Source organism: Bradyrhizobium sp. LHD-71, from assembly GCF_031157255.1.
Classification (GTDB): Bacteria; Pseudomonadota; Alphaproteobacteria; order Rhizobiales; family Xanthobacteraceae; genus P52-10.
Window position 1 is genome coordinate 68686 of record NZ_JAVIFX010000023.1, and the last position, 22368, is coordinate 91053.

Below are 22368 nucleotides of genomic sequence, written 5' to 3' on the forward strand. Positions count from 1 at the left end.
AGGAAGAATTGCATGACCTACCTGGCCATCCTGACGGCGTTGATCACGTCCATCGCCGTTGCGGCGCCAGCCGCCGCGGCGGAGGACTACCCGAACCGGGCGATTACATGGGTCGTTCCGTTCGGCGCCGGCGGCGTCACCGACAACACCGCGCGCATCGTCGCCAAGGCAATGTCGAAGATCACTGGACAGCCCGTGCTGGTCGACAACCGCCCCGGTGCGGGCGGCATCGTCGGTACCGAGTACGTCGCCTCGAGCAAGCCGGACGGCTACACAATTCTCTATGCCTCGAGCGGGCCGATGGCGGTCAACCCGACGCTGTACAAGGGCAAGCTGACCTACGATCCGCTGAAGTCGTTCACGCCCGTTCAGGCTCTGTCGCAGGCCAACATGCTGATCGTCGTCAATCCGGACGCGCCGTTCAAAACGCTTCCAGAACTGATCGAGTTCGCGAAGAAGAACCCTGGCAAGCTTAACTTCGGCTCGCCAGGGCAGGGGACGGCGCAGCATCTGAGCGCCGAACTGCTGCAGGCGGAAGCGGGCATCAAGATGACGCACGTTCCCTACAAGACCGGCGCGACGCAGATGACCGACCTGATGTCGGGCGTGCTCGACCTGTCGATCGAATATCCGGCCGTGGTGCGGCCCTATATCGAGGCCGGCAAGATGCGTGCGATCGCCATGACAGGCGCCAAACGTTTCAAGGGCTTTCCCGATGTGCCGAGCATCGCCGAGCTTGGCTATTCCAATGCGCAGAACGCCGGCTGGTCGACCATCGCGGTGCCGGCAGGAACGCCGCCGGACATCGTCAAGAAGCTCGCTTCTGTGGTGTGGGAGGCGCTGAAGGATCCGTCCGTTGTTCAGTACTATGATGCGAACGACAACATGCCGCTCGGCGATCTCGGCTCCGACAAGACCCGCGACTTCATCGCCAAGGAAACCGAGAAGTTCAGAACGGTCGTGGAGCGTTCCGGCGCGACAGCAGAATGACGCTTTCGGGGCAAGTTGAATCATGGCGGTCTCCGCGAGACAGTTGACCGAGTTGCTCGATCGCGAGGCGATCCGCGACTGTCTGTACCGTTACTGCCGCGGTATCGATCGGGCCGATGAGGCTGCGCTGCGCAGCGCTTATTGGCCCGACGCCACCGACCAGCACGGCCGCTACGCGGGACCGGTCGAAGGCTTCTTCGAACTGGTGAAGCAGGGATCGGCGACGGGCCCGCGCAACATCCATCAGATCAGCAATGTCCTGATCGAGTTCGCAAGCGAAACCGTGGCTGCGGTCGAAAGTGCCTTCAGCGCGCTGCAACGCAGTCGGCGTAAAGACAGCGGCGTTGGCCAGGTGATGCTTGCAGGGCGCTATTGCGACCTGTTCGAGAAGCGCGATGGCGAGTGGCGCATTGCCAGGCGTGTCGTCGTTTATGACTGGCTCGAGGAGCAGACCCCGCCTGAGCAGTCCGAAGATGCTCGCTTCGGCCTGCGCAAGCCGATCGGTGGCTGCTTCCCCAGCGACCCGGTCTACGAACTTCTGAGATCAGCAAAGCTCAGAAGCGGCTGACGCTGCCCGGTATCTGCACGATAGGCGGTTTGGCGTTCAGCGCATCGACCTGAAAGCCCGCGACGCGCTTGTAGTTGCTGGCGATGCCTTCCAGCTCCTGGCGTGACAGAACATCGGTGACGACCTCGAAGCCGTCCGGTGCCCGTTCTTCGACGAGCTGCATCACCTGTTCGGGGCCGTTGCCGCGGTTGAGCAACACGAGTTCGGACGTCGCCGGCCGCCGTTCGGCCTCATAGGCTTCGAGCGCCTCGATCGACACGCCCTTGTCCAGAAACTCGCGCGTGATAGTGCGCGCATCGAGAATGGCTTGCGAGGCGCCGTTCGAGCCGATCGGGTACATCGGATGCGCCGCGTCGCCCATGAGGGTGATGCGGCCGAAGGTCCAGCGTGGAAGCGGATCGCGGTCGACCAGCGGATATTCGTAAGCGTGAGCGCAGTTGCGGATCAGGCCCGGCACGTCGAGCCAGTCGAAGCGCCAGTCTTCGAACCATGGCAGGAATTCGTCGAGCCTTGCCGTGCGATTGTAGTCCTCGCGCCGCCACTGGTACGTCGGATCGAGGGTGCGCTCGGCGATCCAGTTGATCTCCTGACGCCCGCGGTCGTCGCGGTTTGAAATCGGATAGCAGACGAACTTCACATGTTGATGTCCGGCCATGATCATGGTGCGCCCCGAAAGAAAGACGTCACCTTCGGTGATGCCGCGCCAGAGGATGCGGCCGTTCCAGATCGGCGGGCCTTCGTCGGGATAAAGCTTCTCGCGCACCGCCGAGTGAATGCCGTCGGCGGCAATCAGCAGTTCGCCGTCGTAGACGCCGGCGATCCTGCCTTTAGCCTTATCGAGGAAGCTGGCGCGCACGCATGATGCGGTCTCCTCGAAGTGCGACAGATGATGGCCGTTCAGGATGCTGTCGCGACCGAGCCGTTCGATGACCGTGTCGAGCAGGATCTGTTGCAGGATGCCGCGATGAATCGAGAACTGCGGCCACTTGTAACCGGCGGCGAGCCCGCGTGGCTCCGACCAGATCGGCTTGCCGTGCTTGGAGAAGTAGGCCAATTCGGAGGTGGCGACCCCCGCGGTGTCGAGCTTCTCGAGCAGGCCGAGTTCGATCAGCTCGCGGCAGGCGTGCGGCAGCACGTTGATACCGACACCGAGCGGCTTCAGCTCCGGCACGCTTTCGAAGATGCGGCACGGTACGCCGATCTGGTGCAGGCTGAGCGCCAGTGTCAGCCCGCCAATGCCGCCGCCTGCGATCAGAACCGTCATGAGGTGATCAATTCGCGTCCATCTGCAGGCCTTCCTGCTTGATGATGGCGGCGAACTTATCCGTTTCGGCCTGCACGAAGTCGGAAAACTGCTGCGGCGTTCCGTAATCGGTGCGTGCGCCCATGGCTTCGATCGTCTTCTTGGTATCCTCGCGAGCCAGGAAGACCTTTATCTCGTTGTTGAGAGCTTCGACGATCGGAGCAGGCGCGCTTTTCGGCAGGAAAATGCCGAACCAGGAGGAGACGTCGAATTTCGCCAACTCCGGCGCGCCCTCGCGCATGGTCGGAATGTTTGGTGCCAGTGCGCTTCGCTCTGGTGTCGTCACCGCCAGCGCAGTGAGCTTACCTTCCTGGGTCTGCGGCAGCGACGGATAAAGATTGTCGAACAGGATCTGGATGTCATTTCCGAGAGCTGCCTGCAGCGCCGGCCCTGCGCCCCGGAAAGGCACATGGACCATCTTCAATCCGGTCAACTGCAGGAACCAGGCGCCCGTGAGGTGAGGGCTTTGCCCGACGCCGGACGAACCGTAGGTCAGCTTGTCGGGATTGGCTTTGATATAGGCGATCAGTTCGGCAATCGATTTGATGCCGGTCGACGGATTGGCAGATACGATGTTCGGGATCCGGATCAAGTTGCTGACCGGCTGCAGCTGGTCGGCCTTGTAGTTCATGTTTCGGAAGATGCTGTAGGCGATCGCGTTGGGGCCGGGATTTCCGACCAGGATGGTGTGCCCGTCGCCCTTCTGCCGCACGACTTCCGATGTGCCGATGGTGCCGCCGCCGCCGGATCGGTTTTCCACGACCGCGGCCTTGCCCCAGGCAGCCTGCAGGTGCGCTGCCAGCAATCGTCCCATCACGTCCGTCGTGCCGCCGGGCGCGGCGGGCACGATCACGCGAACGGTTTCCGACGGTCGCCAGTCTGTGGCCCGGCCAAGGCGCGGCAGGGCGGCGGTGGCCGATAATGCTGCGGCTGACGTCAGGACGCGGCGGCGCGAAAGCAATCTGGCAGTCACTATTTCCTCCTTACGCTCACTTATGTACGGACTTATTGATTAGCACGTACGCAACTTTCGACGGTTGTCAATTGCGGCGACGGACGGTTGGTCAAGGATAGCGTCCGCGGTTTGACGCGACAGGCGTGTCTCGTACGAGAACCGATCACCGGGATGTACGCTGCGACTGATGATGAAGCAGCGATCTTTCGGACCGATATAGCGTCTCGTGATTTCCAGCGCATGAGAACCCGGCTTGGTCCTGAGGGGACCGGCAAGTGCTGTCGGGATCCCGACTGCGCGAATGCTTTGACGGATCTCGGAAGCCCGATAACCTGTACCTTCTTCTATCAGGTCACTTATGAGGCCGGGCAAACGCCGGATCCTGGATCGTACGACGTCGGCAAATTCAAAAGCGAGATAGACATCCGTCCAACAAATGGGCTGGTCGGACGATGCCTTCGATGACCGGATGCTCGAGACGCGCAACCACACGTCGCCCGGAGAACATTGCAGATACTGCGCCAGGCGAATGCCAGCGACCTCGTCGGCGATTTCCTGTACATGCCGCTTCGTTTGTGCGCCGAACTGCACGACGTCTTCGACAGTCGCCAACGTCTGGTTGTAGCTTTGAGGCCCATTGATGGGCCGCGCGGCTTCAACCCGCGTGCCTGCGTTTCGCCGCCGGGAAATCATTCCAGCTTCTTGCAGTTCCCGCAGTGCCGAACGCACGGTCGCGCGGCTGACGTCGAACTGCTCCGCGAGTTCAATCTCCGTCGGCAGCACCGAGCCGATCGGGTAGGCCCCCGCCGCAAAGCTTTGCGCAAGGGACCTGGCTACGAACGCCCACCGTGTTTGCAAACTCACGTCATCATCTCGTCTGCAGGATCAAAGGCCGTTAGTCGGACGTCAGCGGAAAGCAAGATTGCCTTTGGCTTTAGATAAGTACGAACATATTGACAAGCCCGAAATAAGTTCGGACATATTCCGGACACTGATCTTGACCGCCTTAGCGACACCTCGTTGGTAAGGTAAGAGGAGAAGCCCATGCCGAGCACCGTCGCGGAGTCGTTGATATTTCGTGACATGTTTGGCACGCCCGCCATGCGGGAGGTGTTCTCGGATGAGAGGCTGGTTCACCAATTTCTTGCAGTCGAGGCCGCGCTGGCGCGAGCCGAGGGGGCGGTTGGTGTCATTCCCGCTCAGGCAGCGCAGGCGATTTCATCCGCGGCCGCGGCGATGACGATCGATTTCGCCAGGTTGCGCCATGAAACGGAAATCGTCGGCTATCCGATCGTGGGCGTCGTCAACCAGTTGGCTGAAGCGGCGGGTGACGCCGGCGGCTACGTTCATTGGGGTGCCACGACGCAAGACATCATGGACACCGCGACTATTCTCCAGACGCGAGAGGCCCTCGATCTCGTTGCGCGGGACCTGTTGGAGGTCCAGTCCATTCTGGTGAGCCTTTCACAGCGCTATCGCGACACGGCCATGGCCGGCAGAACGCACCTTCAACAGGCGCTGCCCGTCACGTTCGGGTATAAGGCCGCGATCTGGCTCTCGACAATTGACCGGCACATCGAGCGCATCGATCAGCTTCGCCACCGTGTCCTGCTTGCGCAGCTGGGCGGTGCGGCGGGTACGCTCGCATCCCTCGGCGAGCAGGGTTTTGCCGTACAATCGGCGTTCTGCCGGGAATTGAATCTGGCACAGCCTGTTGCGACCTGGCACGTGGCCAGGGACGGGCTGGCGGAGGTGGTTGCGTTTCTAGGCCTGGTGACGGGCAGCCTCGCCAAGATTGCGACGGACGTCATCTTGCTGACATCGACTGAATTCGCCGAGCTCTCGGAGCCTTTCGTGAAGGGACGCGGTTCGTCGTCGACAATGCCGCAAAAGCGCAATCCGATATCATCCGAGCTGATCGTCGCCTGTGCGAAGAGAGTTCGTCAGCACGTTGCATTGATGCTGGACGCGATGGTGCAGGATCTCGAGCGTGCGACCGGGCCGTGGCATGCGGAATGGATCGCCATCCCCGAGAGCTTCATCATGACCGCCGGTGCTCTGGCGCAGGCCAAATTCATGCTCGGTGGTCTTATCGTGGACGCCGACCGGATGCGCAGCAATCTCGAAATCAGTCGAGGCCTCATTGTTGCGGAAGCCGTGATGATGGCCGCCGCACCGAAGCTCGGACGACAACATGCGCACGAGGTTGTCTATGAGGCGTGCCGCGTTGCGGCCACGGACCAGCGCTCGCTCGCCGAGGTACTGGCGACCATGCCGGTCATGGTTGAAGCGCTCGGCGGCATGGAGGGGATAGACCGCGCGTGCAATCCGGCCAACTACATCGGGCTGGCGCCGCAGATGGTGGATCGCGTCGTGGCGGGCAGAGGTTGATGGTTTATTGTTGCTATGCGAGGCGTCCGATCGCTCGCCGTGGTCCATGACCACGGCGCCGTTAGCTGAACGACGGCCTCGTGTGGAAAGACGGACGTCAGCCTGCGGCCATCTGGCTGCGGATCTCGGCGCGCAACTCGTCGATGAGCTTCAGACCTTTGCCTGTCTCGACATGCCAGTAGGTCCAGCCGTTGCAGGCTTCGGAGCCCTGCGCCACAGCGCCGATGCGGTGGATCGAACCGACCTTGTCGCCGAGCATGATCGCGCCGTCGGCGCGCACCAGCGCTCCGTGTCGCTTCTTCGCGTCGACGAGCCTGGTGCCAGGCAGGATCATGCCGCGCTCGATCAACTCGGAGAACGCAACGCGTGGCGCCTCCCGTGCGGTCATGAACGGAGCAAGCGTAGCGTCGGGTAAAGGCTCGACCGCCGCGATGCGGGTTCGCGCAGCCTCGGCGTAAGCCGCCTCGCGCTCGAAGCCTATGTAACGGCGACCAAGGCGTTTGGCGACCGCACCGGTGGTGCCGGTGCCGTTGAACGGGTCCATCACGAGATCGCCGGGCTTCGACGACGACAGCAACACGCGCGCGAGCAGGCCTTCGGGCTTCTGCGTCGGATGGATCTTCTTGCCGTCGTTGCCCTTTAGACGTTCCTCGCCGGTGCACAGCGGAATCAGCCAGTCGGAGCGGGCCTGCACGTCTTCGTTGGCCGCTTTCAAGGCTTCGTAATTGAAGGTGTAACCCTTGGCATTTTCGTCGCGCGCCGCCCAGATCATGGTTTCGTGCGCGTTGGTGAAGCGGCGGCCGCGGAAATTCGGCATCGGATTCGACTTGCGCCAGACGATGTCGTTCAGCACCCAGAAGCCGAGATCCTGCATGATCGCGCCGACGCGGAAGATGTTGTGGTAGGAGCCGATCACCCAGATCGTCGCAGCCGGCTTCATCACGCGGCGGCAGGCGAGCAGCCAGGCGCGGGTGAAATCGTCATAAACGGCGAATGACGAGAACTTGTCCCACTCATCGTTCACCGCATCGACATGGGATTCGTCGGGGCGCTTGAGGTCGCCCTTGAGCTGCAGGTTATAGGGCGGGTCGGCAAAAACCAGATCGACCGAGCGGGGTTGAAGCTTCGACATCTCGGCGACGCAATCACCGACGATGATGCTGGTGTCTTCTGCAGACTCCAAATTGAAGCGGGGCGCCCTTACAGACGCCCCGCGACGCGACACACCCATGACTCACAACTCTGACTTAGGCGACGCAGCCGGCGACGCGGGACTGACTTAAAACCGACTGGGCCTACCTTGCCGCAGCGAGGTAAACGCACGGTTATCGGCAACCACGACGAGCATCTTTCTGGCTAGGCAATTTTTGCCTAGCGCGGTATTGCTGGTGCTATCGATTGGTCGATGACAATCTGCCGATATCGCCGCGAAAAGGGACGGCGATATTTGCGAAACTGAAGTGAAAATGAAGGAGAGCCGCCATGCGCTACGATGATTTTCGTCGCAGCGACAACATCGACGACCGGCGCGACGACGGTGGCTTTGGCGGTGGCGGAGGTGGGTTCGGCCTCCCGATCGGAGGCGGCGGGCTCGGCATCGGCACCATTCTCGTGCTCGGCCTGCTTGGTTGGGCCATCGGCATCGATCCGCGCATCCTGATCAGTGGCGCAGATATGCTGTCCGGCATCAACGGCGGCGGCGCACCGTCGGTGCAAATGGATCGGCCGTCACAGTCGAGCCCCAAGCGCGGTGCACCGCAGGACGAAATGGGCAGCATGATCGCCGGCGTGCTCGGCGAAATCGACGACCGCTGGTCGGAGATCTTCAGCGCGGCCGGCCAACAATATGTCGGCCCGCGCGTCGTGCTGTTCCGCAACGCCACCAATGGCGGGCGCTGCGGTATGGCGCAAAGCGCGATGGGGCCGTTCTACTGCCCGCCGGACCGGCAGATCTTCCTCGATACGAACTTCTTCCGCGAGATCGAGACGCGCTTCCGCGGCTGCTCGGGTCGGGCGTGCCAGTTTACCGCCGCCTACATCATCGCCCATGAGGCAGGACACCATATCCAGAACGTGCTCGGCATTCTCCAGCGGGTGCAGCGTGAGCAACAGCAGGTCAGCCGCGCCGAGGCCAACGGGCTTCAGGTCAGGGTCGAGCTTCAGGCCGACTGTCTCTCCGGCGTCTGGGTGAACAGAGAGAAGCAGAAGCGGCCAAACTTCCTCGAGGAAGGCGATATCGATGCGGCGCTGCAGACCGCCACCGCGATCGGTGACGACACGTTGCAGCGACGAACGCAGGGTCGCGTCGTGCCCGACTCGTTCACGCACGGCTCCGCCGAACAGCGCCGCCGCTGGTTCATGATCGGCTACCAGCAGGGGTCGGTGCAGGCCTGCAATACCTTTGCACCCGGCGTGCGGCTTTAGATTCGTTGTGGTGGTCGCATTTTCTTGCGGAAGGCCGAGGTCCACCTTTCCGGAAAATGCTCCAGCAGCCCCGAAAGGCATTCGCCAATGGCTGACCAGACCAGAGAGTTCATCCCGCTCAACATCGCGGTGCTGACCGTCTCGGATACGCGTTCGCTGGATGACGACAAGTCCGGTGCGACGCTTGCCGAGCGCCTCACGGCGGCCGGGCACCATCTCGCGACCCGCAACATCGTGCCAGACGACGTCGAGCGCATTCAGGCGCAGGTCAAGATCTGGATTGCCGATCCCAACATCGACGTGGTGCTCACCACCGGCGGCACCGGCTTCACCGGCCGCGACGTTACGCCAGAGGCGCTCGAGCCGCTGTTCGAAAAGCGAATGGACGGCTTCTCGATCGCCTTTCACATGCTGAGCCATGCCAAGATCGGCACTTCGACGATCCAGAGCAGGGCTACCGCTGGCGTTGCGGGCGCAACGTATATCTTCTGCCTGCCGGGGTCGCCCGGCGCCTGTCGTGACGGCTGGGACGGCATTCTCGCGGCCCAACTCGACTACCGTACAAAGCCGTGCAACTTCGTCGAGATCATGCCGCGACTCGACGAGCATCTGCGCCGCGGCAAAGCCAGGGGCGCAACCGCCTGATGACGTCAGACTATTCCGGCGACGATTTCTATTGCGATGTCGCGCTGAAGGGCGCCGTTCCGCTGAAGAAAGAGTACGAGAGCGATGCCGTGCTCGCATATCACCACACGCGCCCGTTCTGGCCGGTGCATATCGTCGTCATCCCAAAGAGACATATTGCCTCGTTCGTCACCCTGTCGGCGGACGACACGCCGATATTCCTGGAGATGGTCGAGGTGATGAAGACGCTGGCAGCAAGCGTCACTGCCGAGCACGGTGCCGCGCGCATTCTCACCAATCTCGGACGTTATCAGGATTCCAAGCACCTGCATTTTCACGTCAGCAGCGGCGAGCCGCTACGCTAAACCTTCGTCATTGCGAGCCGCGAAGCGGCGCGGCAATGCAGACTGCAAACGTCACACGTGCGGCACCTCAGACTGGATTGCTTCGCTTCGCTCGCAATGACGTGTGTGGCTACGCTCGGCGATGCCCAACGGTCATTGCGAGCCGTGAAGCGGCGCGGCTGCCGGCGTGACGTGCGTTACGGCTCATCGCGAGTAGCATCGCACGAGATTTCATCTATGAACTCCTCAAAGAAGCGTTGCAGGCGTTTCTGTCTCGATGTGGCGAGGCGGGCTCCCGCCGTCGTCTGAAAGCCTTCTGCGATGTTGAACAACTTCGTTTGAAAGTGGTCGATGGTGTAGCGCGTGTCATCAAACGCGCGTGTTCGACCTGCCGGGTCAAGCGGATCATATAGCAGCCGGCCGAGACGGCCGCCGACGTGAAAGCAACGAGCTACGCCGATCGGTCCAAATCCATTTCCCAGGTCTCGCCGATCAGGTCGTGGCCGAAGCTGTGGTGCGGCTTTTCATCCACGAGGCGGAATCCGGCGGCTTTGTAGATACCGCGCGCTGCGGTGAGGATGCTTTGCGTCCACAAGGTCATGGATGTGTAGCCCGCCTCGCGCGCGAAGCGGATGCACTCGCCGACCAGCGTCTTGCCGACACCAAGTCCGCGCGCTTGCGGTTCGACGAGCAGCAGCCTCAATTTGCCGACGCCGTTGCCCGCATTGACGAGCATGACTGAGCCGACGGTCTTGCCGTCGACCTCCGCAATCCAGCAGCGCTCGCGCTCAGGATCGAAGGTCTTGATGAACAGCCCGGCGATTTCGGCCGCTAGCGCCTCGTATTCGATCGTCCAGCCATACTCTTCAGCATAGAGCGCACCATTGCGCGAGACGATCCAGCCGATGTCCCCGGGACGGTGCGGACGCAGGTTAACGGCGGGCCGGGACGTGACGGCGAGCGCGCGCTCGATCTCTCCCATGGCATCAACCAGGCCTGCACGTCGATACCCCGGCAACTGCGCGATGATGTCGAGAGCGAACTGCTGCGACCGCTTGTCGAGTTCGGCGAACAGCTTGCGCCCCTTGGCGGTGAGCGCAATCTCGGCCTGCCTCCTGTCTGCGCTGGAGACCTTTCGCGACAGCAGCTGGCGCCGTTGCAAGGCCTGCACAGTCCTGCTCAGCTGACCCGGATCGATGCCGAGATCGCGGGCAAGATCGGTCGGTCCGAGCGGCCCGTTCTGCGCCAGTTCGTAAAGAATTCGCGCCTCGGGCAGCGAGACATCGGTGTGCAGATGCTTCGGCTCGATCAGCCCGGCCTGGCGCGTGTAAAAGCGGTTGAAACGTCGCACCGCGGCGACATCCGTCAGCAGAGTTTCAGCGCGTGTCACGGCCATCGTGCCTCGAACAATGATTGACTTTATCAACCAATTATTTGACCGAGTCAATCAGTTGCCGGCGACGATCCGGCTGCGCAGAAGGATGCGGTCCTTGCGTCGCAATTGCGCGAGCAATTTCGCTTCCGCGCGCTCTGACGAGGCGGCGTGGCCGCCCAGCGCGTCGTAGTGCGCGCGGGCGATCAGCAGGCCCTGGTCAGCGGAGGGCCCAAGCAGCAAACGATGCGCGGTCTTGAACGCATCGCGCACGCGCAGGTCCGCGTGCGGCGAACGCGCGTAACGAAACACGGCCGCGCGGGCCTTCGGCGCCAGCGCGGCGCTTTCCATGAATTGCGCGATTTCGTCGATCCAGCTGCCTTCGAGAACCGCGCCGGCGCGCAGGAATAGCAGCCAGTTGGATCGCGCGGCCCGCGCGCCTTCTCGCAGCAGCGCGCCATCCGTGCCCTGGTGGACGAGGAGCTGGCAACCGGCGACGTCGGCCACGCGCTCGATCGCGCCGCCGCCCTCCCGGTCTATCAGCAGCACGTCGCGCACAAGACCGGCGGCGGCGCCCGGCACGAGCGCGGCCAGCGTCATGACGACGCCGCGCTCATCGCCTTTGGTCAATATGATAACGCTCAGCATCGGCGGCCCACGACTTCATGGAAATGTCATGGACTGCACTGTTAGCACCGGTTCGGCGTGGAAACAGCCTCGATTGCAGGCGTTTCCGCTCGGTTGGTTAGCGGCGCTTGCGAGCGAAACTGCTCGTATCGGGCGTGTAGCGCGGATTGCGCACGCAACTTCCGCCCGCGCCGCTGATGAAGGCTCGGCACTGGTAGAGCGTTGCATACGTGCAGCCACCCGCGCCCCATGTGCCTGATGCACAGTAGGGATACTCCTGCGCTTGCGCCGCGTTCGAGGCCGCGAACGACAGGATGACGCCAGCGAGCGCCAGCGCCGCCGCACCGAGAATGAAGTTGCGCATGGTCGATGTCCTCATCTCCATCTCAGCTTCGGCCCACTGATGCCGATGCTTTCGGATGCGCGCGCGTTCAGTTAACGCCGGTGCGGTTTCCGCGGCCCTGGAATGCCTTGCGAATCCTGGTCGTAAGGGTATTGCGCCGCCACGCGCGGGTTGCGCGTGCAGGATCCGCCGACGCCCTGCACGAACGTCAGGCACTGCTCGAACGTGTAGAACCGGCAGATATTGTCGGTCGCCCAGCCGCCGCTCGTGCAATAGGGATACTCGAAACCTTGCGCGTTTGCGGGCGTTGTCGTCGGGGCTGCGATCCACGCCGAGCCGGCCAGCACCGCGGCAAAAGTGAGTACGCGCATTTTCTTCTCCGTGATTGCCGCCCGTTGCGAGGGGCGGAAGCGCTGACTTGGTCGTTTCCCGCGGCTGAATAAAGGTCGCTCTCGCGCTGTCCCATCACAACGCCGCGAGGGCCGGGTGGCGTGCCCGGTATTGAATAACCGAGGGCCTCTCATATTTGTGTTCTTGTTATGTTCTAATCGTTTGCTATGGTTCGGGTCATGGCAAGGTCGGCATCATCATCGCGACAGACTGAACTCCGGGAGGCCGAAGGGCCTTTGCCGGCGAATGAGACGGCCGTCGAACGCGAGCGCAGGCGGGGGCGCGGTGCGCAATCGAATACAAGCGGCCGGTTCGAAGCCGAAGCGCGCGTCGCCTTCGACGACGGCTGGCAGAGCATCGAAGACCTGCCTCCGTTCAAGACGACGGTGAGCGCAGACAGCGCCCGCAAGGTCATCACCCGCAACGATTCGCCCGACGTCGGCTTCGATCGCTCGATAAATCCCTACCGGGGATGCGAGCACGGCTGCGTCTACTGCTTTGCCCGACCGACGCACGCCTATCTTGGGCTATCACCCGGTCTCGACTTCGAATCGAAGCTATTCGCCAAGCACGACGCGCCGGCACTGCTGGAAAAGGAGCTCGCGCATCCGGGCTATGAGCCGCGCATGATTGCGATCGGCACCAACACCGATCCGTATCAGCCCATCGAGCGTGACCTGAAGATCATGCGTGGTATTCTCGAAGTGCTCGATCGGGTCTCGCACCCGGTCGGCATCGTCACCAAGTCGGCGCTGGTGGTGCGCGATCTCGACATCTTGTCGCGGATGGCGGCGCGAAACCTTGTCAAGGTCGGCATCTCGGTGACGACGCTCGATGCGAAATTGGCGCGGACAATGGAGCCGCGCGCCTCGACCCCGACGAAGCGGCTGGAAGCGCTCAAGCTGCTGTCCGATGCAGGCGTGCCGACCAAGGTGATGGTGTCGCCGGTCATCCCGGCGCTGAACGACGCCGAGATGGAGCGCATCCTCGATTCGGCGGCGCATATCGGCGTCAAGGAGGCGAGCTATATCCTGTTGCGGTTGCCGCTCGAAGTGCGCGATCTCTTCCGCGAATGGCTGGTCGCCAACTATCCCGACAGGTACAGGCATGTTTTCACGGTCATCCGTGACATGCGCGGCGGCAAGGATTACGACTCGCAATGGGGCGTGCGGATGAAGGGAAGCGGGCCGATGGCCTGGATGATTGGCCGCCGCTTCGAGATCGCCTGCGCCAAGCTCGGATTGAACAAGAAGCGGGCCAAGCTGACCACGGAACATTTCGAAAGGCCAAAGGACAGCGGCGGGCAGTTGAGCCTGTTCTGAGCCTTGTTCCGAGCCTTGGGAGGCCGTGGATTGCGGCGATAACTGAGCTGCGCCGTTGCGGCGTTCGGCCGATTTCGCCAACATCGGCCGATGATTCGAGCAAACAAGGCTGCGGCAGTTCAAGCTCCGGTTGCGACGAAGGCAGCGGCAAAGGCAGTTGACACGCCCACGCCGACCTTCCGGCGCGAGCGCGCGATATTGAAGAAGGGCATTCGCCTGGTCGCCGGCTGCGACGAGGCGGGGCGTGGACCGCTTGCAGGGCCTGTAGTCGCAGCCGCCGTCGTGCTCGACCCGAAGCGCATTCCGAAGGGCCTCGACGATTCGAAGAGGCTGACGGCCGAGCGCCGGGAAGAACTGTTCGAGAAAATCTGTGCGACCGCGCAGGTGGCGGTGACTGTCGCTTCGGTGGCGAGGATCGAGCGCGACAACATCCTGCGCGCCTCGCTTTGGGCGCTGGCGAAGGCGGTGCATGCGCTGCCCGATCGGCCGGAGCATGTCTTCGTCGACGGTCGCGACAAGCTCGAGATCACTTGCACCTGCGACGCCGTCATCGGCGGAGATGCGATCGTCGCCTCGATCGCCGCAGCTTCCATTGTCGCAAAAGTCTCGCGCGACCGGCTGATGTGTCGGCTCGCGCTCGATCATCCCGGTTACGGCTTCGAGAGCCACATGGGCTATGCCGTGCCGGCGCATCTCGATGCCCTGCGCCGTCTGGGGCCGACGATGCACCACCGTCGCCTGTTCGCACCGGTGGCGGCACTCCTGCAGGGCGGCTTGCCGCTGTCGGCGTGAGCAGACGCGCGGGCGCGAAGCCGCGAGCGCCGCGGTTCTACTGTTCGCATCATCCAGGAGTAGCTGCGACGGTCAGAACCAGGCAAAAGAGGCACCAGCTACCTCAATGAAGCTCGCGCGCCAAATTTAACGTTCGTCCCAGGGACTCGCGGCAATGCTGTACGAACGTCAAATCGATAGCACCAGTGTTGCCGGAGGCGAGCCATCGCCGTACAGACAGGGTGCAGTTTCATCGGCCGCCCGCTCCCGCATGCGCTTTACGTCCCTGATCGTTGAATTGATCCGCGCGCGGCCAGTGCTGGTGTTCTGGCTGGTCGTGCTCGCACAGGCTGCGCTCTGGTTCGTCCTGCCGACGCTGCTCTATGCCAGCCCGCCCGGCGACGTCGCTCTGAACCTTGCCTACGGACGGGAATACCTGCTTGGCAGCGTCCGGGGGCCGCCGCTTGCGTTCTGGCTGGGCGACCTCGCTTTCCGCATTGCCGGCAACCACATGTTCGGCGTCTACCTCTTGTCGCAGATCTGCGCCGTCGTCTCGTTCTGGGCGGTCTTCCGACTCGGGCGCGCGATTGTCGGGGAGCCGCACGCCGTCCTTGCCGTGCTTCTCACGATAACGATCACCGCGTTCGCATTCCCCGGCGTCGCGTTCGGTCCGCACACCGTGGCTCAGCCGCTGTGGGCGCTGACGCTGCTGAACGGTTGGCGCATCTTCGGCGAGCGCCGGCGTGAGGCGTGGTTCGCACTGTCGATCTATGCCAGCCTGTTGCTGCTGACGACCTATGCCGCCCCGCTGATGCTGACCATGCTCGCGCTGTTTGCGCTCGCGACCGCGCGGGGCCGTCGTGCGCTTGCGTCGTTCGATCCGCTGTTCGCTCTGATCGTCGTGATCGCGCTGGTGGCGCCTTATGTCATGTTTGTCATACGCTCCGGCGTCGGCCACGACGTGATACTGAAGGGTCTTGTGCTGCAGGACGGACTCTCGCGCTGGCTCGACATCATCGGCGGCCTCGCATTCGCACTCGCAGGCGTCGCGCTGGTGGTCATCTTCAATCTGCGGCGCCTGACTGGTGGAGTGGAGTGGGCGCCGGTGATCTATCGACCTGCAGTCGATCCGCTCGGTCGCAACTTCGTCTACTGCTTCGCCATACTGCCGCCGGCGCTGTTCAGCATTCTTGCGGCGCTTTTCAACACGCCATCGCTCATGCCCGGCAATGGAACGATGCTGCTGCTGTCCGGCCTCGCCGTGGTGGTCGCGGCGGGCGACATCATCTATCTGCGGCGCCAGCGTCTTCTCCGCCTCGTCTGGGCCTGGATCGTCGCGGCACCGGCGCTGTTCATGATTGCGATCACTTTGACGCAGCCCTGGATTCTCGGCACTGAGGTACGGACCATGCTGCCGGCACGCGAGATCGGCGCATTCTTTGCCGACAGCTTTCAGCGCCGCACTGGCCGGCCGCTGACGGCGATCGCAGGCGATCCGCAGCTTGCCGCCCTGATCAGCTACGCCGCTCCGCACCGACCGCATCTGTTGCTGGACGCCTCGCCTGAAAAGACGCCATGGCTGACGTACCAGGCGTTCAACCAGGCCGGCGGTGTCGTCGTCTGGCGGGCAGCCGATACTGCCGGCACGCCGCCGGAGGACATCGCCCGACGTTTTCCGGGATTGGTTCCGGAAGTGCCGCGAACGTTCGAGCGCTATCTCAACGGCCGCCAGCCGCTGCTCAGGATCGGTTGGGCCATCGTGCGGCCGTCGCAAGCGGCGGCAGCGCAATAGTTCGCGTCTTCACGCGGCCGTGTTGCGGCGAAGTCGCCTGACCAGCTGCTTTGCAGCGCAGCAAATGCGAGTACCGGGCCAGCCACGAATGCCTTAGGTTTCGCGCAAGGTCATAACTTTCGCGAGACGCGCATGAACGAAGCAATTCGCAACACCGCCGCTCAACCGTTGTTCAACCCGTTGTCGCCGGATTTCATCAGCGATCCATATCCGGCCTATGCGCGGCTGCGCGAAACCGAGCCGATGTATCTGACGCCGTTCAAGGCCTATCTCGCGAGCCGCAACGCGGATGTCGCGATGATCCTGCGCGACAGGCGTTTCGGCAAGGATTTCGCGTCCCGCACCATCGCGCGCCACGGTCCTGGCATCATGGAGGAGCCGGTGTTCCGCAGCATGAGTCACTGGATGCTGACGCAGGATCCGCCGGATCATACGCGGCTGCGCGGCCTCGTGGTTAAGGCGTTCACGGCGCGGCGGGTCGAGGACATGCGTCCGCGCATCCAGGCGATTGTCGATGACTCGATCGATCGCGTGGAGAAGAACGGTCACATGGACCTGATCGCCGACTTCGCGTTTCGCCTGCCGGTGATCGTGATTTGCGACATGCTCGGCATTCCAGAGCAGGACCGCGTGATCTTCTTCCAGCGCGAGCGCACCGGCGGACGCCTGCTGGACCCCGTGCCGCTGTCGCGCGCCGAGATCGACGAAGCGAACGAGGGCCACAAGAACTCGCTGGCCTATTTCCACAAGCTCTTCGAACTGCGTCGGCGCGAGCCCGGCGACGATCTGACGACGCAACTGGTGCAGGCGGAGGAGGACGGCAGCAAGCTCACCAACGATGAGCTCTGTGCCAACATCATCCTGTTGTTCGGCGCCGGCCACGAGACGACCGTCAACCTGATCGGCAACGGCCTCCTGGCGCTGCACCGCAATCCCGATCAACTCGCGCTGTTGAAGAGTCGGCCGGAATTGATGCAGAACGCGATCGAGGAATTCCTGCGCTATGACTCGTCGGTGCAGACCACAGGGCGCGTCGCGCTCGAGGACATCGGCGAGGTCGGCGGCAAGGAGATCAAGAAGGGCGACGCGGTTCTGTGCCTGCTCGGCTCGGCCAACCGTGATCCAGCCGCCTATCCCGACAATCCGGACAAGCTCGACATCACGCGACAGAACATCCGTCCGCAATCGTTCGGCGGCGGCATCCACTTCTGTCTCGGCGCGCAGCTCGCGCGCATCGAGGCGGAAGTCGCGATCTCGACGCTGCTGCGGCGGCTGCCGAACCTGAAGATCGACGACGTCGTCAACCCGCAGTGGCGGCCGACCTTCGTGCTTCGCGGCCTGAAGACGCTGCCAGCAAGCTGGTAGCGGCGTCCCTGCGAAGGCAGGGTATCGATTGACCGCGGCGCCGATCCGGCCGGCGGCTGTCGTTGGCGGAAAGTCAACGAGCGCGTTCCCGTCTCATTGATGACACGGTGTTGCGATCCCTGCGTTCGCAGGCTGAGCCCTGTTATGCGCCTCGAAACTTGTCTGGACTCGTCGCCCGCATACAGTGCTAAGCTACCGTTTCACCCGCGCGTGGTCATCTCATCGGACGAAACAATGCCGGTCATCGAACGGATCAATCACTATCAGAACGAACTTGTCGCCATTCGCCACGATCTTCACGCCCATCCCGAAATCGGCTTCGAGGAGGTTCGCACCTCGAACATCGTTGCCGATCTGCTCGAAAAGTGGGGCATCACTGTTCATCGCGGCATCGGCGGCACCGGCGTTGTCGGTGAGCTGAAAGGCAGGCACGACGGCAATCGCCGCATCGGCCTTCGTGCCGATATGGACGCGCTGCCGATCCAGGAAGAGACCGGACTGCCTTACGCATCGACGGCGCCCGGGAAGATGCACGCCTGCGGCCATGACGGCCACACCACCATCCTGCTCGGCGCGGCGCGCTATCTTGCCGAAACACGCGATTTCGCCGGCACCGCCGTGTTCGTGTTCCAGCCGGCCGAGGAGGGGCTCGGCGGAGCGCGGGCGATGCTCCAGGACGGCCTGTTCAAGAAGTTCCCCTGCGATGAAATCTACGGGCTGCACAATGCGCCGAACCGCAAGCCGGGTCGGGTGGCGGTGTTTCCGGGCGCAGCAATGGCAGGCGCGGATTTTTTCGATTTCCACATCAAGGGACGTGGCAGCCACGGCGCGCGGCCGAACGAGGCACGCGACCCAATCATTGCTGCTGTCGCAGTTGCGCAGGCGTTGCAGACCATCGTCAGCCGCAACAATCATCCGCGTACGCCGCTGGTCGTCTCGGTGACGCAGATCCATGCAGGCTCCGCCTACAACGTCATTCCGGCGGACGCGACAATCTCCGGCACCGTGCGGGCGTTCTCGGACGATGCGCGGGCGCTGGTACGCAAGCGCATGAAGGAAATCGCGGCCGGTGTCGCCGCGACCTACGGCGTCGACGTCGAGGTCAGTTCGCGCGACATCTTCACGGTGCTGGAAAACCATCCGGAGCAGACGGAAGCCTATGCGGATGTCGCGCGCGAGATCGTCGGCGACGAGAATCTGTCGACCGCCGTCGAGCCGGTGATGGGCAGCGAAGATTTCGCAGACATGTTGCGGGTGACGCCCGGCGCCTATTGCTGGGTCGGGCATGCCTGCGACAAGCCGGTGCACAATCCGGAGTTCGTCTTCGACGATGCGATCATCCCGATCGGCGCCAGCCTGATGGCGCGCATCGTCGAGCGCCGGCTCAGTCCGAGCCGATAAATCCGACACGAGCTTCTTTGTTTGATCGCATTTTCTGCGGAAAAACCGGTGTCCACTTCGGAAAATGCTCTAGAAGTCGGCCGCCGCTGATGCGGCCGGACAATAACCAGAGGGAGAAACGAATGGGCCAGGTTGAGGGCAAGGTCGCGCTAGTGACCGGTGGTGCGTCGGGCATTGGCGCAGCATGCGCGGCGACGCTCGCGCGCGAGGGCGCGAAGGTGGTGGTCACCGACATCGACGATCGCGGTGGCGCCGTGACGGTCAAGGCCATTCAGGGCGCCGGCGGCGAAGCGATCTACCTGCAGCAGGACGTGACGTCGGAGGAGCGCTGGATCGAGATCGTTGCGGAGATCGAGAGACGCTACAAGCGCCTCGACGTGCTGGTCTCGAATGCCGGCATCGGCGTCGGTGCGCCGACCATCGTCGAGATGACGCTGGCCGACTGGAAGCGGCAGACCGCGATCAATCTCGACGGCGTATTCCTGTCGGTGAAGCACTGCATTCCGGCGATGCGCCGCTCGGGCGGCGGTTCGATCATCATGATGTCCTCGGTCGCGGGCCTGCGCGGCTCGCCGACGCTCGCCGGCTATTGCGCGACCAAGGGCGGCGTGCGGCTGTTTGCGAAATCCATTGCCATGGAGTGTGCCGGCGCCAACGACGGTATCCGTGTCAACTCCGTGCATCCCGGCATCATCGACACGCCGATCTGGGGCAAGATCCCGCGCGAGGCGGCCGGCATGGGTCACAATGCGCCGATGCGCCCCGATGAGCTTGCCAAGGCGGGCGTGCCGCTGGGCTTTGCAGGCGAGGCGCAGGACATTGCCAACGGCGTTCTGTTCCTCGCGTCCGACGCTGCGCGCTACGTGACCGGCGCGGAGCTCGTGATCGACGGCGGCATCACCGCCGGCGGCGTGCGCCGTGCCCAGCCGCAGCTCAACCAGTAGCGTCAAGGCAGCAGACAAAAACAAGACAACAACAAGACAACAACACAGGGAGATGCGTCGTGAAGATCGGGTTCATCGGCGTCGGCGCCATGGGCGGACCGATGTCGCGCAACATTGTCGCCAGGACCAACCACGAGGTCATGGTGTTCGACCTCAATCCGGCAGCGATGGAGCAATGCATCGAGACCGGAGCGAAACGCGGCGCAAGTATCGCCGAGGTGGCGTCGTCCTGCGAGGTGGTGATGATGTCGCTGCCGACACCGAAGCATGTCGAGGCGGTGATCATCGGCCCCGGCGGCGTGGCCGAGAATGCGAAGCCCGGCACCGTCGTCATCGATCTGTCGACCAACTCGCCGACTGTGATTAAACGCCTGGGCGAGGCGCTTGCCGCCAAGGGCGTGGCGTTGATCGAGGCGCCGGTGACCGGCGGCGTCATCAAGGCAACGGACGGCACACTGACCATCATCGCCGGCGGTGACGAGGCGGTGATCGACAAGCAGCGCCCGCTCTTGTCCTCGATCGGTGCGCTGGTCGTGTACACGGGACCTCACGGCTCCGCGTCGGTAGCCAAGCTCGTCAACAACATGATGGCTCTGTGCAACTCGGCGGTCGCCGCCGAAGGCATGATGATGGCGAGGATGTCGGGCGTCGATCTGAACAAGATCGTCGAGGTGATCTCGAACGGCTCGGGCAACAGCCAGGCGTTTCGCGGCGTCTCAACACGCGCGATGCACGGCAAGTTCGAGCCGAGCTTCACGCTCGATCTCGCCTACAAGGACCTCGGGCTCGCCGTCGAGCTCGCCACCGAGCACGGCGTGCCCGGCATGGTCGCCCCGCAGGTGTTGAACCTGATGAGAATGGCGCGCGGCATGGGTCTCGGGCAGGGCGACTCGACGTCGGTGATCAAGGTGTACGAGAGCGTGCTCGGCAAGGAGGCGAGGCTGGGTTAGCAGCGGCGCTGCAGCGTCATTGCGAGCGGAGCGAAGCAATCCAGTGCAGCGGCTGCCGTAAGCTCAGACTGGATTGCTTCGCTCCGCTCGCAATGACGAATCGCCCAACGCTGCCTTGATCGCGCGGAAGTCCTGCCATGCGAGCTTCTTGTAGACCGGCGAGCGCAACAGATAGGCCGGATGGAATGTCGGCATCGCCTTGATGGCGCGTGTGCCGGTGTCGTAGGCGCGCCAGCGGCCGCGCGTCCGCATCATACCTTCCTTCGTTTCGAGAATGCCCTGGCTCGACGGATTGCCGAGGCAGACCAGCACATCAGGGTTCACCAGCTCGATCTGCCGGCGGATGAACGGCAGGCAGATCTGTGTTTCCTGCGGCGTCGGCGTGCGGTTGCCCGGCGGCCGCCAGGGAATGATATTGGCGATGTAGACCTTCGTGCGATCGAGCCCGATCGCGGCGATCATCCGGTCGAGCAGCTGCCCGGAACGGCCGACGAACGGGAGACCGGCAAGGTCCTCTTCGCGTCCTGGCGCCTCACCGACGAACATCAGCCGCGCCTCGGGATTGCCGTCGGCGAACACCAGGCGAGACGCGGTGAATTTCAGCGCACAGCCGTCGAAGTTTTCCAGGAGCTCGCGCAGCTCGTCCAGCGAGCGCGCCGAGCTTGCGGCCTCGCGCGCCGTGACGATCGCAGCTTCAGGCGGCGGCGCTGCGGCAGGTGCGGGTCCAGGCCGCGTAACCGGGGTTGACGCCCGCTCCATGCGCGGCGCGATCGCCAGCGGCTCCTTCGGCGCCGGCGCTTCGTCGGCGAGACGGTCGACCGGCTCCTCGCCGATCGCGCAATCGACGCCGGCCTCCGAATAGAAGGTCAGCAGTTCCCGCGGTGTCAGCCTGCGCTCCGGCGTCATGCCTCACTTATGAGGCGAGGGCTCAGCCGCAGCAAGACGCTTTGCTATCGGAACCACAACAGGTCTCCACCTGCTGCGCTTCCAGCCAGCGATCGCGCGGTTTGCAGCTCGCAGGTCGCCGCGAGAGCGCGACGCGCACGGCATCACCGTCAAGCGTTATGGCCTCCGCGCGATAGAGCTTGATCGCGCCCACGCCATCGCTGACTTCGAATGTGAGCTTCGCATTCGGATCGAATGGCACGACCTCGCCGACCTTGCCGAGGATCGCTGTGAACTTCTTAACCGGCATGTGCGTCCGGCCGTCGTCTGCGGGAACGTCCCAGAGCTGGATGAAGGTCTCGCGCCAGGCTTCTGGATTGGTCCCGCAGTCCAGTCCCTCGAACTGGCCATCCTTGACTTCGGTCACGTGATAGCCCGGCAGGACATCCTGGCCCTCATAGGAAAAGATCAGTTTTAACTGAGGGCTAGCCGCGAGCTGCCGCAGCATTTCGCCGGTGGAGATTTCGTCTGCGGGCGGCGGCGACAGCGGAATTCTGTTGGCGCGGTCCAGCATTTGCGGTACTCCTGTTTCAACAGTTCTATAATT

General features: G+C 63.3%; 23 protein-coding genes. 13 read left to right on the plus strand and 10 right to left on the minus strand.

Going from position 1 to position 22368, the window contains the following annotated elements:
- The first annotated feature begins 12 nt into the window (after nt 1-12).
- Both RCO31_RS23795 and RCO31_RS23800 read left to right on the plus strand, forming a co-directional pair.
- Nucleotides 13-990: a tripartite tricarboxylate transporter substrate binding protein gene (locus RCO31_RS23795; protein ID WP_308971012.1), complete on the plus strand. Its 978-nt coding sequence runs from the start codon at nt 13-15 to the stop codon at nt 988-990.
- Nucleotides 991-1012: 22 nt separating this feature from the next.
- The gene (locus RCO31_RS23800; RefSeq protein WP_308971013.1) at nt 1013-1558 is read left to right on the plus strand and encodes a nuclear transport factor 2 family protein; all 546 of its coding nucleotides are present in this window, start codon (nt 1013-1015) and stop codon (nt 1556-1558) included.
- Here the strand turns inward: RCO31_RS23800 and RCO31_RS23805 are convergent.
- Genes RCO31_RS23805 through RCO31_RS23815 form a run of 3 tightly spaced genes read right to left on the minus strand, consistent with a single transcriptional unit; the run spans nt 1545 to nt 4680 of the window.
- Nucleotides 1545-2822 carry a flavin-dependent oxidoreductase gene (locus tag RCO31_RS23805; RefSeq protein ID WP_308971015.1) on the minus strand — a complete coding sequence of 426 codons (1278 nt, stop codon included), beginning with the start codon at nt 2820-2822 and terminating at the stop codon, nt 1545-1547. The genes RCO31_RS23800 and RCO31_RS23805 overlap by 14 nt on opposite strands.
- Nucleotides 2823-2829: 7 nt before the next feature.
- Nucleotides 2830-3834, minus strand: coding sequence for a tripartite tricarboxylate transporter substrate binding protein (locus RCO31_RS23810; RefSeq protein ID WP_308971016.1), 1005 nt, complete (start codon nt 3832-3834; stop codon nt 2830-2832).
- A gap of 39 nt (nt 3835-3873) precedes the next feature.
- Complete coding sequence (locus RCO31_RS23815) at nt 3874-4680, minus strand: GntR family transcriptional regulator (RefSeq protein ID WP_308971017.1); 807 nt, start codon at nt 4678-4680, stop codon at nt 3874-3876.
- 180 nt (nt 4681-4860) lie between these two features.
- On the opposite strand from RCO31_RS23815, the gene RCO31_RS23820 reads away from it, so the two are divergent.
- The gene (locus RCO31_RS23820; RefSeq protein ID WP_308971019.1) at nt 4861-6207 is read left to right on the plus strand and encodes an adenylosuccinate lyase family protein; all 1347 of its coding nucleotides are present in this window, start codon (nt 4861-4863) and stop codon (nt 6205-6207) included.
- Between the two features lie 97 nt (nt 6208-6304).
- Here the strand turns inward: RCO31_RS23820 and RCO31_RS23825 are convergent, their stop codons facing one another.
- A complete protein-coding gene (locus RCO31_RS23825) occupies nt 6305-7438 on the minus strand; it encodes a site-specific DNA-methyltransferase (RefSeq protein ID WP_308971020.1) in 1134 nt (377 codons plus the stop codon).
- A gap of 251 nt (nt 7439-7689) precedes the next feature.
- On the opposite strand from RCO31_RS23825, the gene RCO31_RS23830 reads away from it, so the two are divergent.
- From RCO31_RS23830 to RCO31_RS23840, 3 genes are all read left to right on the plus strand, one after another.
- A complete protein-coding gene (locus tag RCO31_RS23830; RefSeq protein WP_308971021.1) occupies nt 7690-8631 on the plus strand; it encodes a neutral zinc metallopeptidase in 942 nt (313 codons plus the stop codon).
- Between the two features lie 87 nt (nt 8632-8718).
- Nucleotides 8719-9276, plus strand: a complete 558-nt coding sequence (gene moaB / locus RCO31_RS23835) for a molybdenum cofactor biosynthesis protein B (protein WP_308971022.1) — start codon at nt 8719-8721, stop codon at nt 9274-9276.
- Complete coding sequence (locus tag RCO31_RS23840) at nt 9276-9620, plus strand: HIT domain-containing protein (protein WP_308971023.1); 345 nt, start codon at nt 9276-9278, stop codon at nt 9618-9620. The genes moaB and RCO31_RS23840 overlap by 1 nt, the downstream gene beginning before the upstream one ends.
- Before the next feature lie 430 nt (nt 9621-10050).
- Here the strand turns inward: RCO31_RS23840 and RCO31_RS23850 are convergent, their stop codons facing one another.
- From RCO31_RS23850 to RCO31_RS23865, 4 genes are all read right to left on the minus strand, one after another.
- Complete coding sequence (locus tag RCO31_RS23850; protein ID WP_308971024.1) at nt 10051-10995, minus strand: bifunctional helix-turn-helix transcriptional regulator/GNAT family N-acetyltransferase; 945 nt, start codon at nt 10993-10995, stop codon at nt 10051-10053.
- A gap of 51 nt (nt 10996-11046) precedes the next feature.
- The gene (locus tag RCO31_RS23855; RefSeq protein ID WP_308971025.1) at nt 11047-11619 is read right to left on the minus strand and encodes a glycosyl transferase; all 573 of its coding nucleotides are present in this window, start codon (nt 11617-11619) and stop codon (nt 11047-11049) included.
- A 97-nt stretch (nt 11620-11716) separates the two neighbouring features.
- Nucleotides 11717-11977, minus strand: coding sequence for a DUF3551 domain-containing protein (locus RCO31_RS23860; protein WP_308971026.1), 261 nt, complete (start codon nt 11975-11977; stop codon nt 11717-11719).
- 56 nt (nt 11978-12033) lie between these two features.
- Nucleotides 12034-12312, minus strand: a complete 279-nt coding sequence (locus RCO31_RS23865) for a DUF3551 domain-containing protein (RefSeq protein ID WP_308971028.1) — start codon at nt 12310-12312, stop codon at nt 12034-12036.
- A gap of 198 nt (nt 12313-12510) precedes the next feature.
- On the opposite strand from RCO31_RS23865, the gene RCO31_RS23870 reads away from it, so the two are divergent.
- The 7 genes from RCO31_RS23870 to RCO31_RS23900 all read left to right on the plus strand — a co-directional run bounded on the left by RCO31_RS23870 (nt 12511) and on the right by RCO31_RS23900 (nt 20876).
- Complete coding sequence (locus RCO31_RS23870) at nt 12511-13653, plus strand: PA0069 family radical SAM protein (RefSeq protein ID WP_308971029.1); 1143 nt, start codon at nt 12511-12513, stop codon at nt 13651-13653.
- A gap of 90 nt (nt 13654-13743) precedes the next feature.
- Nucleotides 13744-14445 carry a ribonuclease HII gene (locus tag RCO31_RS23875; RefSeq protein ID WP_308971030.1) on the plus strand — a complete coding sequence of 234 codons (702 nt, stop codon included), beginning with the start codon at nt 13744-13746 and terminating at the stop codon, nt 14443-14445.
- A gap of 154 nt (nt 14446-14599) precedes the next feature.
- Nucleotides 14600-16216, plus strand: coding sequence for a glycosyltransferase family 39 protein (locus tag RCO31_RS23880; RefSeq protein ID WP_308971032.1), 1617 nt, complete (start codon nt 14600-14602; stop codon nt 16214-16216).
- A 132-nt stretch (nt 16217-16348) separates the two neighbouring features.
- Complete coding sequence (locus RCO31_RS23885) at nt 16349-17581, plus strand: cytochrome P450 (protein WP_308971034.1); 1233 nt, start codon at nt 16349-16351, stop codon at nt 17579-17581.
- A 234-nt stretch (nt 17582-17815) separates the two neighbouring features.
- Nucleotides 17816-18982, plus strand: a complete 1167-nt coding sequence (locus RCO31_RS23890; RefSeq protein WP_308971035.1) for a M20 aminoacylase family protein — start codon at nt 17816-17818, stop codon at nt 18980-18982.
- A gap of 122 nt (nt 18983-19104) precedes the next feature.
- The gene (locus tag RCO31_RS23895) at nt 19105-19926 is read left to right on the plus strand and encodes a glucose 1-dehydrogenase (RefSeq protein WP_308971037.1); all 822 of its coding nucleotides are present in this window, start codon (nt 19105-19107) and stop codon (nt 19924-19926) included.
- Nucleotides 19927-19985: 59 nt separating this feature from the next.
- The gene (locus RCO31_RS23900; RefSeq protein ID WP_308971038.1) at nt 19986-20876 is read left to right on the plus strand and encodes an NAD(P)-dependent oxidoreductase; all 891 of its coding nucleotides are present in this window, start codon (nt 19986-19988) and stop codon (nt 20874-20876) included.
- A gap of 63 nt (nt 20877-20939) precedes the next feature.
- On the opposite strand, the gene RCO31_RS23905 is transcribed toward RCO31_RS23900, so the two are convergent.
- Nucleotides 20940-21782, minus strand: coding sequence for a uracil-DNA glycosylase (locus tag RCO31_RS23905; protein ID WP_308971039.1), 843 nt, complete (start codon nt 21780-21782; stop codon nt 20940-20942).
- A 22-nt stretch (nt 21783-21804) separates the two neighbouring features.
- Nucleotides 21805-22335: a DUF6428 family protein gene (locus tag RCO31_RS23910; RefSeq protein ID WP_308971040.1), complete on the minus strand. Its 531-nt coding sequence runs from the start codon at nt 22333-22335 to the stop codon at nt 21805-21807.
- Nucleotides 22336-22368 lie beyond the last annotated feature (33 nt).

What these genes read in the sequence shown, in the direction of transcription:
- RCO31_RS23795 (WP_308971012.1), top strand. Translation starts at nt 13, where the DNA reads ATGACCTACCTGGCCATCCTGACGGCGTTGATCACGTCCATCGCCGTT.
- RCO31_RS23800 (WP_308971013.1), top strand. Translation starts at nt 1,013, where the DNA reads ATGGCGGTCTCCGCGAGACAGTTGACCGAGTTGCTCGATCGCGAGGCG.
- RCO31_RS23805 (WP_308971015.1), bottom strand. Translation starts at nt 2,822, where the DNA reads ATGACGGTTCTGATCGCAGGCGGCGGCATTGGCGGGCTGACACTGGCG.
- RCO31_RS23820 (WP_308971019.1), top strand. Translation starts at nt 4,861, where the DNA reads ATGCCGAGCACCGTCGCGGAGTCGTTGATATTTCGTGACATGTTTGGC.
- RCO31_RS23825 (WP_308971020.1), bottom strand. Translation starts at nt 7,438, where the DNA reads ATGGGTGTGTCGCGTCGCGGGGCGTCTGTAAGGGCGCCCCGCTTCAAT.
- RCO31_RS23830 (WP_308971021.1), top strand. Translation starts at nt 7,690, where the DNA reads ATGCGCTACGATGATTTTCGTCGCAGCGACAACATCGACGACCGGCGC.
- moaB (WP_308971022.1), top strand. Translation starts at nt 8,719, where the DNA reads ATGGCTGACCAGACCAGAGAGTTCATCCCGCTCAACATCGCGGTGCTG.
- RCO31_RS23840 (WP_308971023.1), top strand. Translation starts at nt 9,276, where the DNA reads ATGACGTCAGACTATTCCGGCGACGATTTCTATTGCGATGTCGCGCTG.
- RCO31_RS23850 (WP_308971024.1), bottom strand. Translation starts at nt 10,995, where the DNA reads ATGGCCGTGACACGCGCTGAAACTCTGCTGACGGATGTCGCCGCGGTG.
- RCO31_RS23855 (WP_308971025.1), bottom strand. Translation starts at nt 11,619, where the DNA reads ATGCTGAGCGTTATCATATTGACCAAAGGCGATGAGCGCGGCGTCGTC.
- RCO31_RS23860 (WP_308971026.1), bottom strand. Translation starts at nt 11,977, where the DNA reads ATGAGGACATCGACCATGCGCAACTTCATTCTCGGTGCGGCGGCGCTG.
- RCO31_RS23865 (WP_308971028.1), bottom strand. Translation starts at nt 12,312, where the DNA reads ATGCGCGTACTCACTTTTGCCGCGGTGCTGGCCGGCTCGGCGTGGATC.
- RCO31_RS23870 (WP_308971029.1), top strand. Translation starts at nt 12,511, where the DNA reads ATGGCAAGGTCGGCATCATCATCGCGACAGACTGAACTCCGGGAGGCC.
- RCO31_RS23875 (WP_308971030.1), top strand. Translation starts at nt 13,744, where the DNA reads ATGATTCGAGCAAACAAGGCTGCGGCAGTTCAAGCTCCGGTTGCGACG.
- RCO31_RS23880 (WP_308971032.1), top strand. Translation starts at nt 14,600, where the DNA reads ATGCTGTACGAACGTCAAATCGATAGCACCAGTGTTGCCGGAGGCGAG.
- RCO31_RS23885 (WP_308971034.1), top strand. Translation starts at nt 16,349, where the DNA reads ATGAACGAAGCAATTCGCAACACCGCCGCTCAACCGTTGTTCAACCCG.
- RCO31_RS23890 (WP_308971035.1), top strand. Translation starts at nt 17,816, where the DNA reads ATGCCGGTCATCGAACGGATCAATCACTATCAGAACGAACTTGTCGCC.
- RCO31_RS23895 (WP_308971037.1), top strand. Translation starts at nt 19,105, where the DNA reads ATGGGCCAGGTTGAGGGCAAGGTCGCGCTAGTGACCGGTGGTGCGTCG.
- RCO31_RS23905 (WP_308971039.1), bottom strand. Translation starts at nt 21,782, where the DNA reads ATGACGCCGGAGCGCAGGCTGACACCGCGGGAACTGCTGACCTTCTAT.
- RCO31_RS23910 (WP_308971040.1), bottom strand. Translation starts at nt 22,335, where the DNA reads ATGCTGGACCGCGCCAACAGAATTCCGCTGTCGCCGCCGCCCGCAGAC.